1 protein-coding gene and 1 pseudogene are annotated in these 851 nt (G+C 64.4%); both read left to right on the top strand.

The features are described from left to right. Window positions 1-647 (top strand): histidine phosphatase family protein (locus AC1DWF_RS33290; RefSeq protein WP_476842771.1); only part of this gene is annotated, 647 nt, incomplete at its 5' end. Then, a pseudogene (locus AC1DWF_RS33285) lies at window positions 644-851 on the top strand (NAD(P)H-hydrate dehydratase); the annotation flags it as partial. The gene AC1DWF_RS33290 and the pseudogene AC1DWF_RS33285, both read left to right, overlap by 4 nt.

Raw genomic sequence — 851 nt, 5'->3', positions numbered from 1 at the left:
ACGTTGATGTGCCACTCAGCCCATTGGGGGAGGAGCAGTCCCGTGCACTGGGACGATGGTTCGCGCAGATGCCGCCAGAGGAGCGTCCGGATGTAGTGCTGATCTCCCCTTATCGCCGGGCGATCCAAACCGCGGAGCTGATCCATGCCGCAGGCGGCCTGCCGGTGGCCTCGGCCGACTTCCTGCAGGATGAGCGTCTGCGAGAGAAAGAATTTGGCATCCTCGACCGGATGACCTCCCATGGCATTCGACAGGAATTCCCCGAGCAAGCGGAGTTCCGCCGGGTGCTGGGTAAATTCTATCACCGGCCGCCCGGTGGTGAATCTTGGTGCGACGTGATCCTGCGTTTGCGCAGCGCGCTGGATACCGTTTCGCTGCACCACAGTCAGGCGAGGTTGCTGATCGTAGCGCATCAGGTCGTGGTGCTCTGTCTGCGCTACCTCCTGGAGAACATGACCGAGGAGCAGATCCTCGCTATCGACCGGCGAGGCGACGTCGCCAATTGCGCAGTTACTGAATACGCGTTCGATCCCGGTAAGGGGCGCGACGGTGCGCTGGTGCTGAAGCGCTATAACTTCGTCGCCCCACTCCAACAGCACGGCGCGCCGGTCACCGCCGAGCCCGACATGCCGGTGGGTTCTAGATGAACGACGCAACGGCTGTGGACGAAGCGCTGCTGCAGCGTATGCCTCTGCCCCGCCACGAGGACGGTGAAGACAAGAACCAGCGCGGAAGGGTGGCGGTCGTGGGTGGCAGCGCCGAGATACCCGGCGCCGTGCTGCTCGCGGGTACAGCTGCGCTACGCGCCGGGGCCGGCAAGCTTCTGATCGCCACCGCCCACAGTGTCGCCG

The sequence above is a fragment of the Aminobacter sp. P4_D5 genome (genome assembly GCF_056401815.1).
Note: the sequence above shows the minus strand (reverse complement) of the source record. Positions and strands in the feature narration are given on the sequence as shown.